Here is a 9,557-nt window from a genome sequence, read left to right as displayed (position 1 = left end):
ACTGTTCCGGCGCCTCAAAGGCTTCCGGCGCATATTCTCGCGATTCGACAAGCTGGATGTGATGTTCATTGCCTTCATCAATTTCGCGCTCATCGTTGATGGGCTTAGATAGTGTGAACACGCCCTAGAATCGATACCTTGATGAAATCGGATTGACACGTCGCCCACCCCTTGCCGCGCGAGAAGATCACGAATGCAGAATGAAGCTGTTTTGGATCATCGTCTTTTGGGCGGCCATGGCGCAGGTGGCGCGTTGCCGCAGCAAGGCCGTCGCGGCCCCAGGATGCCCCCCATCGTGCTGCGGGTCACCCTGGGCCTGGCCCTGGCCTGGATGGCGCTGGTGGCCGCCCTGGGCTGGTGGACCTCGCAGCGGATCGTGGCCGCGCGGCTGGACAACATAGCCGCCAGCGCCGAATACGAAGCCAGGACCACCGCGCGCGTCGTCGACCGCCTGTTCACCGAAATGGTCAGCGTAGCCAACATGGTGGCGCGCCAGAGCCAGGTCATCCAGCTTGCCGCCCGCTACCGCACCGACCCGCCCGGCGCCGCCGAGCTGACGCGCCAGCAGCGCGCCGCGCAATTCACGCAAGACCCGCTGGTGCGCCGCGTGGGCGACTACATGAACGCGCTGGCCAGCGACCTGCGCTATGCCCGCATCTACATGAACAACATGTCGGACGATACCGTCACGGCCAGCAACTGGGCCGAGTCCGACAGCATCGTGGGCATGATCTACTCCGGCCGCACCTACCTGATCGACGCCCTGCGCCACGGCACGGGCCAGCAGTTCGGCATCGCGCGTCTCAACAACAGCCCCTCCTATTTCGTCAGCAGCCGCATCGAAGACGCCAACGACGTGCCGCAAGGTTCGGTCACCGTGAAATTCGACGCGCCCGAGATGGCGGCCTACCTGACCGGACGACACATCGCCCTGATCGTGAACCGCCAGGGCCGCGTGATCACCGCCTCGTCCGAGCCCTTCATGCTGCGCAACCTGGCGGCGCTCCTGCCGCCTGGCACCGTACTGCCGCCGGACGGTGGCGAAGCGCCAGGCGACCCCATGGACGCGCGCCCGATCGCGAACGCCGGCCCCGATGCGGGCCAGTGGCTGATCGACGGCAAGCCCTACCTGATGCGGCGCCAACCGCTGACCAATCCGCAATACCAGCTGATCACCCTGGCCACGCTGGACTACGTGGCTCCCATGCGCAAGCGCCACCTTTACACGGCCGGACTCGTGGCGGCATTCGGCCTGGTCCTGATCCTGCTGTCCGGCCAGGCCGCCGGACAAATGGTGATGCGCCGCCAGGAAGAACAATACGCGGCCAACTACGATGCCCTGACCGGCCTGCCCAACCGCCGTTCCGTCCTGGCCGAGCTGGACCGCCTGTTCACCCTGGCGAAGGAAACCCGGATGTGGGTGATGGTCGCCTTCATCGACCTGGATGGCTTCAAGACCATCAACGACACCTACGGCCACGTCGTCGGCGACAAATTCCTGATCGAGGTCGGCCAACGCATGTCCGCCGGCCTGCGCAAAAACGACATGCTGGGTCGCCTGGGCGGCGACGAATTCGTCGTGATCGGCCTGGTCGACCCGCCCCCGCCCGACGATCCGAACGGCCCGGCCGAGGCCATGCGCGGCCGGCTCGCGCCACTGCTGATCGGCACCTACACCTTTACCGAGTGCAGCTTCGACTACCCCGGCGCCAGCTTCGGCATCGCCAGCGTCGACCCCTCGGTCAGCTCGCTGCAAGCCGTGCTCAAGGTGGCCGACCAGCTCATGTACGCCGACAAACAGGCACGGCGGACCCAGCGGACGACATGATCCTGCCGACCGTGCTCGCCCTCCTCGCGGCGTTTACCTTCGCCGCGAACAACGCCACGCTGCGCCGCGGCGTGGTCGGCGGAACGCTGTCCCAGGCCATGGTCGTCACGCTGCTGCTTGGTACGGCAATGGTCTGGATCGCCGTGCTGGCCGTCGGCGGGACCGGCCATCTGCAAGCGTAAGCACCCCCGTCAAGTAGACAGCGGCCGATAGAGATTCGGAGCGTGGGTTAACCGGGGCATATACTGCGCCGGCGGGACGCCACCCAACGCTTCATGGGGGCGGTATTCGTTGTACTCGACCAGCCACTGGTCTGTGATGGCCTGGACCTGCTCCAGGTTGGCGAACAGATGCGCATCGAGCACTTCGGTGCGGTACGTTCGGTTGAAACGCTCGATAAAGGCGTTTTGGTTGGGCTTACCCGGCTGGATGTATCGAACCGCGATGCCTTTGGCTGCGGCCCATTCAGTGAACGCTTGGGAGACTAGCTCCGGGCCGTTGTCCAGCCGTATGGCATTCGGGGCGCCGTAGCAGTCGACCAAGCGACTCAAGACGCGGATCAGCCTGGCCGATGGGATCGACGTGCCAACCTCGATGGCCAAGCACTCCCGATTGGCTTCGTCGATTACATTCAATGTCCGAAACCGCCGACCGCAATACAAGGCGTCGTGCATGAAGTCCAAGGCCCAGCAGCGGTTGGGCTCGCTTGCCAGGTCCAACGGCTGATGGGGCCGGTCTGGTAGCCGCTTCTTGCAACGCCGAGGCAAATTCAAACCCATATCGCAGTACACCCGATGCACACGCTTTTTGTTCCAGCAGCGGCCATCAAGCCGCAACCGGGTAAAGCATTTCCAGAACCCCCAGCGCCCATGCCGGCTGACGATGGCATTGAGCGCCTCGATCACGTCGGCATCTCGCTCGGATGCCGACACTGGCCTCTTGTAGTACGCCGCCCGCGACAGGCCTGCAATTCGACAGGCACGAGCGATCGACAGTCGGGCTTGCACCAACTGTTCGACCACCTCGCGCCTGGCCGACGGCGTCAGGATTTTCGGTTCAGAACATCCTTGATCGCCGAATTCTCCAGGGCCAGATCCGCGTACATGCGCTTGAGCTTGGCGTTCTCGGCCTCGAGCTCGCGCAGCCGCTGCAACTCGGACACCTGTACGCCCGAGTACTTGCTCTTCCACTGGTAGTACGTGGCGCTGCTAACGCCGTGCTTGCGGCACAGTTCGGCAACCGGCATACCGGCCTCGCCTTCCTTCAGCACCGCAACGATCTGGCTTTCCGTGAACCTGCTTTTCTTCAAGGGAGTCTCCGACTCGTGGAGGCCCCGAAATTCTACCGGCTGATGTCTACCAATTGGGGGAGCTTACGCCCTTGATAAACAAGGGCTTGATTCGGATTTCATGCCAGCCAATGCCAGCTCATTCCAGACGCGGGATCACTCCCACTCAATCGTCGCCGGCGGCTTCCCCGACACGTCATAAACCACCCGATTCAACCCCCGAACCTCATTGATGATCCGGTTCGAAACCCTCCCCAGCAACGCATACGGCAAATGCGCCCAATGTGCCGTCATGAAGTCGGTGGTCTGCACCGCGCGTAGCGCGACGACGTAGTCATACGTCCGCCCATCTCCCATCACGCCCACGGACTTCACGGGCAGGAAAACGGCAAACGCCTGGCTGGTCAAGTCATACCAGTTCTGCCCGACCTCTTCCGCGGCACACAAGCCCGCGGCGGCATCCTGTTCGGTCGCCCGCGTACCCTGCAGTTCTTCGATGAAGATCGCGTCCGCGCGGCGCAGCAGGTCGGCGTATTCCTTCTTCACCTCGCCCAGGATCCGCACGCCCAGGCCCGGCCCGGGGAACGGATGCCGGTAGACCATGCCGTGCGGCAGGCCGAGCGCGATGCCGAGCTTGCGCACTTCATCCTTGAACAGCTCGCGCAGCGGCTCGAGCAGTTTCAGGTGCAGGGTATCGGGCAGGCCGCCGACGTTGTGGTGCGACTTGATGGTGACGGCCTTGCCGGTCTTGGCGCCGGCCGATTCGATCACGTCTGGGTAGATGGTGCCCTGCGCCAGCCACTTGGCGCCCTTGAGCTTGGCGGCTTCGCGCTGGAAGACTTCGACGAATTCCTTGCCGATGATCTTGCGCTTGGCCTCGGGGTCGGTCACGCCGGCCAGCTTGCCCATGAAGTCGTCGGTGGCGTCGACGTGGATGATCTTCAGGCCCATGTTTTCGGCGAAGGTCTGCATGACCTGCTGGCCTTCGTTCAGGCGCAGCAGGCCGTGGTCGACGAAGACGCAGGTGAGCTGGTCGCCGATGGCCCTGTGGATCAGTGCGGCCGCCACGGAGGAATCGACGCCGCCGGACAGGCCCAGGATGACTTCATCGCTGCCGACCTGTTTGCGGATGGCCTCGACGGCTTCGCTGACGTAGTCGGGCATGTTCCAGTCGGTGCCGCAGCCGCAGATGTCGTGCACGAAGCGCGACAGCAGGGCCTGGCCCTGGACGGTATGCGTGACTTCGGGGTGGAACTGGACGCCGTAGTAGCCGCGGTCGACGTCGGCCATGCCGGCGATGGGACACGAGGCGGTGGAGGCCATGAGCTTGAAGCCGGGCGGCAGTTCGGTGACCTTGTCGCCGTGGCTCATCCAGACCTTGAGCATGCCGTGGCCTTCGGGAGTGGCGAAGTCCTGGATGCCGTTCAGGAGCGGCGTGTGGCCGTGGGCGCGGACTTCGGCGTAGCCGAATTCGCGATGGTCGCTGAAGCTGACCTTGCCGCCCAGCTGCATGGCCATGGTCTGCATGCCGTAGCAGATGCCCAGCACGGGCACGCCGGACTCGAACACGGCCTGAGGCGCGCGCATGGAGGCCTCGTCGTAGGCCGAGGCGTGGCTGCCCGAGAGGATGACGCCTTTCAGGCCCTTGGCCTGCTGTTCGCGGATGAAGTCGTCGGATACGTCGTAGGGGTGGATTTCGCAGTAGACCTGCGCTTCGCGCACGCGGCGGGCGATCAGTTGGGTGACTTGGGATCCGAAGTCGAGGATCAGGATGCGATCGTGAGACATATGCTACCCGAGCGAGCCGCCGGGCCGCCCCAAGGCGAGCGACAAGCGCCCCCCGGGGGGCCGCGAACGCGGCGTGTGAGTGGGGGGGACCATATCAGTCCATCCGGTAGTTGGGGGCTTCCTTGGTGATCTGCACGTCGTGGACGTGCGATTCGCGGATGCCGGCGGCGGTGATCTGCACGAACTCGCTCTTGGTGCGCATTTCGTCGATGGTGGCGCAGCCGCAGTAGCCCATGGAAGCCCGCACGCCGCCGACCAGCTGGTAGATGATGCCGAGCACGCTGCCCTTGTAGGGCACGCGGCCTTCGATGCCTTCGGGCACGAACTTGTCGGAGTTGTTGGCCGGGTCCTGGAAGTAGCGGTCGGCCGAGCCGTCGGCCATGGCGCCCAGGCTGCCCATGCCGCGGTAGGACTTGTACGAGCGGCCCTGGTACAGGACGATTTCGCCCGGGGCTTCGTCGGTGCCGGCGAACATGCCGCCCATCATGACGGTGTAGGCGCCTGCCGACAGGGCCTTGGCGATGTCGCCGGAGTAGCGCACGCCGCCGTCGGCGATGAGGGGCACGCCGGTGCCTTCCAGGGCCTCGGCCACGTTGGAGATGGCGGTGATCTGGGGCACGCCCACGCCGGCCACGATGCGCGTGGTGCAGATGGAGCCGGGGCCGATGCCGACCTTGACGCCGTCGGCGCCGGCCTCGACCAGCGCGCGGGCGGCGGCGCCGGTGGCGATGTTGCCGCCGATCACCTGCATTTGCGGATAGTGCTTCTTGATCCAGCGCACGCGGTCGAGCACCCCGGCGGTATGGCCGTGGGCGGTGTCCACGATGATGACGTCCACGCCGGCGGCCACGAGCTGCTCGACGCGCTCGTCGGTGCCCTCGCCCACCCCAACCGCCGCGCCGACGCGCAGCTTGCCATGCGCGTCCTTACTGGCGTTGGGGTTCTCGGTGTTCTTGATGATGTCCTTGACGGTGATCAGGCCGCGCAGCTCGAATTTGTCGTTGACGACCAGCACGCGCTCCAGGCGGTGCTTGTGCATCAGCGCCTGGGCCTCTTCCAGCGAGGCTCCCTCGCGCACGGTGATGAGGCGTTCGCGCGGAGTCATGACGGTGCGGATGGGTTCTTCGAAGCGGTCCTCGAAGCGCAGGTCGCGGTTGGTGACGATACCGACCACCTGGCGGCCCTCGACCACGGGCAGGCCCGAGATGCCGTATTGGCGCTGCAGCTCGATGACTTCGCGCACCTTCATGTGCGGCGCGATGGTGATCGGATCGAGCACGACCCCGGCCTCGTAGCGCTTGACCTTGGCGACTTCGCGCGCCTGTTCGTCGGCGGTGAGGTTCTTGTGGATGATCCCGATCCCGCCTTCCTTCGCCATGGCGATGGCCAGGCGAGATTCCGTGACGGTGTCCATGGCGGCGGACACCAGGGGAATGTTCAGCGAGATATCACGGGTCAGACGGGTTCGAAGACTGGTATCGCGGGGCAGCACCGCGGAATACGCGGGCACCAACAACACGTCATCGAAAGTAAGTGCATTTTGTACGAGACGCATCGTGCAACCCCCTGCCGCAATACAATTAAACCTAGTATTGTAATAGAGAGCGGCTTCCTGCGTCGTTCGGCCCTTCTGTCAAGAGGGCTTATATGCGGGAAAACCCACATAGCCTTCGGAAGCGCCTGCGAGCCTTGAATTTCGAGGCAAAGGCCGCATTTGCAAGGCGTTAGGCGGGCGTCGACTTTACTTCTGCCGCTTTCCCCTCCCGCCCTGCAAGGACGCCGCCTTGTGCTCGGCGCGCCGGCGGCGCGATTCCTTCGGATCGAATACCAGCGGACGGTAGATCTCCACCCGGTCGTGCTCGTGCAAGACGTGGTCCAGATCGCGACGGCGGCCGTAGACGCCGGTTCCGCTTTGCGCGGGATCGATGCCGGGAAAGTCCCGGCGGAAACCGCTGGCCTCGATGGCGTCGGCCACCGTCGAACCGGCAGGCAGGACCAGCTCGCGCATCCAGACGGCGTCCGTGTCCGCGTAGCAGACCGACACCGCGATGCCGCCGCCCGGCTCGCCGCCCTGCCCTGGCCCACTACCCATAACAGGCTTCGGCCCGCTGGGTGAAGGCATCGATGAAGCTGGTGGCGATGCGGTTGAACACGGGCCCGACCAGTGCCTCCAGCGTGCGGCTGGAAAACTGGTACTGCATGGTGAAGACGACCTTGCAGGCGTCGTCGGCCAGGGCGTGGAATTCCCATACGCCCTCGAGCAGCGAGAACGGCCCGTCCACCAGGTCGAGCTGGATCCGGTCGGGGTAATGATGGGTGTTGCGGGTAGTGAAGCGCTGCCGCAATCCGGCGAACTGGATCACGACCGAAGCCCGGATGCCGTTCTCGTCGCGCTCGTGCACCTCGGTGCCGCCGCACCAGGGCATGAATTTGGGGTAGTCCTCGACCTTGGCCACCAGATCGAACATCTGGGCCGCGCTGTAGGGGACCAGCACCGAACGTTGCACTTTATGCATGCGTGGATGAACCGCCAGGGCAAATTGCTAGAATGGCTGATTTTACGGCAGGGGGAGCCCTACTCCCTACGCGCCTTGCGCGCGGCCGACGGAGTACATTGACGTAATGAGCATCATTGAAAACCGCAAGGCGTTTCACGACTACTTCATCGACGAGCGCTTCGAGGCCGGCCTGGTTCTCGAAGGCTGGGAGGTGAAGGCGATTCGTGCCGGGCGTGTCCAGCTCAAGGAAAGCTACGTCATCGTACGCGATGCGGAGCTCTACCTGCTCGGCATGCACGTCAGTCCGCTGGAAACCGCCTCCACCCACATCCATCCCGACGCCACCCGCACGCGCAAGCTGCTGCTCAAGGCGGAGGAAATCCGCAAGCTGATCGGCAAGGTGGAACAGCGCGGCTTCGCCCTCGTGCCGCTGAACCTGCACTACAAGAATTCGCTGATCAAGCTCGACTTCGGCCTGGCGCGCGGCAAAAAGCAATACGACAAGCGGGACACCGAACGCGAGCGCGACTGGCTGCGGGAGAAGGCGCAGATCATGAAGCACGATACGCGGCGCCAATAGTCCGCGTCAGCGTGTTGCCTGGTGCGGCGTCCAAGGCGGACGCCGCATGCGCCTGAGATCAGTTCGGCGCCTTGGGCGCCCCCTGCGTCCCCTTGACCACCGTCAGCGCCGAGGCGATCAGGCCGCTGATGTCGCTGACGTTGGCCGGCACGATGAGCGTGTTGTTGGTCTTGGCCAGGTTGCCGAAGGCATCCACGTAGCGCTCGGCCACCTTGAGGTTGACGGCCTCCATGCCGCCGGGGTGCTGGATGGCCTCGGCCACCTGCAGGATGGCCTTGGCGGTGGCCTCGGCCACGGTGACGACGGCGGTGGCTTCGCCCTGGGCCTGGTTGATCTGGGCCTGCTTCTCGCCTTCGGAGCGGGCGATGGCGGCTTCCCGTTCACCCGTGGCAATGTTGATCTGCTCCTGGCGCCGGCCTTCGGAGGCGGCGATCAGGGCGCGCTTTTCGCGTTCGGCGGTGATCTGGGCCTGCATGGCGCGCAGGATCTCGGCGGGCGGGGTCAGGTCCTTGATTTCGTAGCGCAGCACCTTGACGCCCCAGTTCAGCGCGGCTTCGTCGAGCGCGTTGACGATGCTGCTGTTGATCTGTTCGCGCTCTTCGAAGGTCTTGTCCAGCTCCAGCTTGCCGATGACCGAGCGCAGCGTGGTCTGAGCGAGCTGGGTGATGGCGACGATGTAGTTGGACGAACCGTAGGAAGCCCGCATGGCATCGGTGACCTGGAAATACAGGATGCCGTCCACCTGGAGCTGGGTATTGTCGCGCGTGATGCAGATCTGGCTGGGCACGTCCAGGGGGATTTCCTTCAGGGAGTGCTTGTAGGCCACGCGCTCGATAAAGGGGATCACGAAGCCGGCGCCGGGAGACAGCACGCGGTCGAACTTGCCGAGCCGCTCCACGACCCACGCATGCTGCTGGGGAACGATGGCGATCGATTTGACGACGATGAGGATGGCCAGGGCCAGTATGACCAGCAGGACGATGGTGGATTCGGTCATGGGGTTTCCTTATTGGTATTGCCAGGACTGGAGAGGCCGCCCGCAACGGCCTCAGCGGTAGGGCGACAGGACGAGGCTGTTGCCGCGCATCTCGGTGATGACGTAGAGCCCGGCGGCCGGTTCGGCGCCCGGCGCCAGCTCGGCCTGCCAGTGCGCCCCACGATACCAGACACGCGCGGTGCGGTCTTCGTTCCAGGCGTCGACCTTGACGGTCTGGCCGATGTCCATGTTGACGTTGGCGTTGCTGGAGGGAGGCGAGCCCCGTTTCTTGAGGATGTTGAGGCGCTTGAGGAGCAGCATGGACAGGACGACCGCGACGGCGCACAGCACGAGCTGCCAGGCGATGTCGGCGCCGGCCCATGCGGCGATGCCGGCGATGGCGAAACCGACCGCGACCATGAGGAGGTAGAAGGTTCCGGTCATGATTTCGCCGATCAGGGCGAGAGCCATCAGGCCGAACCATACCCAGGCGGGGTTCATTGCTGCCTCCTTCCATTGCGGTCGCGAGTCCGCGACGGTGACGTATCCGCCGCTATTATGCCCTGCCCCGCGAAGCGGAAGGCGCACATGCCTTTGAG

At 64.7% G+C, this 9,557-nt stretch carries 10 protein-coding genes and 1 pseudogene; 4 read left to right on the top strand and 7 right to left on the bottom strand.

Annotation, left to right across the window (positions count from 1 at the left end):
• The 3 genes and pseudogenes from CDO44_RS04930 to CDO44_RS04920 form a co-directional block, all read left to right on the top strand.
• A pseudogene (locus CDO44_RS04930) lies at positions 1-112 on the top strand (IS5/IS1182 family transposase); the annotation flags it as partial.
• 171 nt (positions 113-283) lie between these two features.
• On the top strand, positions 284-1,828 hold the full coding sequence (locus CDO44_RS04925) for a sensor domain-containing diguanylate cyclase (RefSeq protein WP_233146047.1): 1,545 nt from the start codon (positions 284-286) through the stop codon (positions 1,826-1,828).
• Positions 1,825-2,010, top strand: coding sequence for a hypothetical protein (locus CDO44_RS04920; protein WP_087779328.1), 186 nt, complete (start codon positions 1,825-1,827; stop codon positions 2,008-2,010). Before CDO44_RS04925 ends, CDO44_RS04920 begins: the two co-directional genes overlap by 4 nt.
• Positions 2,011-2,019: 9 nt before the next feature.
• Here CDO44_RS04920 and CDO44_RS04915 read toward each other — a convergent pair.
• From CDO44_RS04915 to CDO44_RS04895, 5 genes are all read right to left on the bottom strand, one after another.
• A protein-coding gene (locus CDO44_RS04915) for an IS3 family transposase (protein ID WP_087779327.1) occupies positions 2,020-3,137 on the bottom strand; the annotation gives its coding sequence in 2 pieces (ribosomal slippage) (positions 2,020-2,876 and positions 2,876-3,137; 1,119 coding nt in all).
• A 135-nt stretch (positions 3,138-3,272) separates the two neighbouring features.
• Positions 3,273-4,904: a glutamine-hydrolyzing GMP synthase gene (gene guaA / locus CDO44_RS04910; RefSeq protein ID WP_087779326.1), complete on the bottom strand. Its 1,632-nt coding sequence runs from the start codon at positions 4,902-4,904 to the stop codon at positions 3,273-3,275.
• 94 nt (positions 4,905-4,998) lie between these two features.
• The gene (guaB, locus tag CDO44_RS04905; RefSeq protein WP_087779325.1) at positions 4,999-6,459 is read right to left on the bottom strand and encodes an IMP dehydrogenase; all 1,461 of its coding nucleotides are present in this window, start codon (positions 6,457-6,459) and stop codon (positions 4,999-5,001) included.
• 186 nt (positions 6,460-6,645) lie between these two features.
• Entirely contained in the window at positions 6,646-6,996 is a 351-nt protein-coding gene (locus CDO44_RS04900) for an RnfH family protein (RefSeq protein ID WP_087779324.1), read from the bottom strand.
• Positions 6,989-7,420, bottom strand: coding sequence for a type II toxin-antitoxin system RatA family toxin (locus CDO44_RS04895; RefSeq protein WP_087779323.1), 432 nt, complete (start codon positions 7,418-7,420; stop codon positions 6,989-6,991). Before CDO44_RS04895 ends, CDO44_RS04900 begins: the two co-directional genes overlap by 8 nt.
• 106 nt (positions 7,421-7,526) lie before the next feature.
• Between CDO44_RS04895 and smpB the strand changes: the two genes are divergently transcribed.
• Complete coding sequence (gene smpB, locus CDO44_RS04890; protein ID WP_087779322.1) at positions 7,527-7,982, top strand: SsrA-binding protein SmpB; 456 nt, start codon at positions 7,527-7,529, stop codon at positions 7,980-7,982.
• A 58-nt stretch (positions 7,983-8,040) separates the two neighbouring features.
• Here smpB and CDO44_RS04885 read toward each other — a convergent pair whose 3' ends face one another.
• Together CDO44_RS04885 and CDO44_RS04880 are read right to left on the bottom strand one after the other, a co-directional pair.
• Positions 8,041-8,979 carry an SPFH domain-containing protein gene (locus tag CDO44_RS04885; protein ID WP_087779321.1) on the bottom strand — a complete coding sequence of 313 codons (939 nt, stop codon included), beginning with the start codon at positions 8,977-8,979 and terminating at the stop codon, positions 8,041-8,043.
• A 51-nt stretch (positions 8,980-9,030) separates the two neighbouring features.
• Positions 9,031-9,459, bottom strand: coding sequence for an NfeD family protein (locus tag CDO44_RS04880; RefSeq protein ID WP_087779320.1), 429 nt, complete (start codon positions 9,457-9,459; stop codon positions 9,031-9,033).
• Between the last annotated feature and the right edge of the window lie 98 nt (positions 9,460-9,557).

This window comes from Pigmentiphaga sp. NML080357 (genome assembly GCF_002188465.1).
GTDB lineage: Bacteria > Pseudomonadota > Gammaproteobacteria > Burkholderiales > Burkholderiaceae_B > Pigmentiphaga.
Note: the sequence above shows the minus strand (reverse complement) of the source record. Positions and strands in the feature narration are given on the sequence as shown.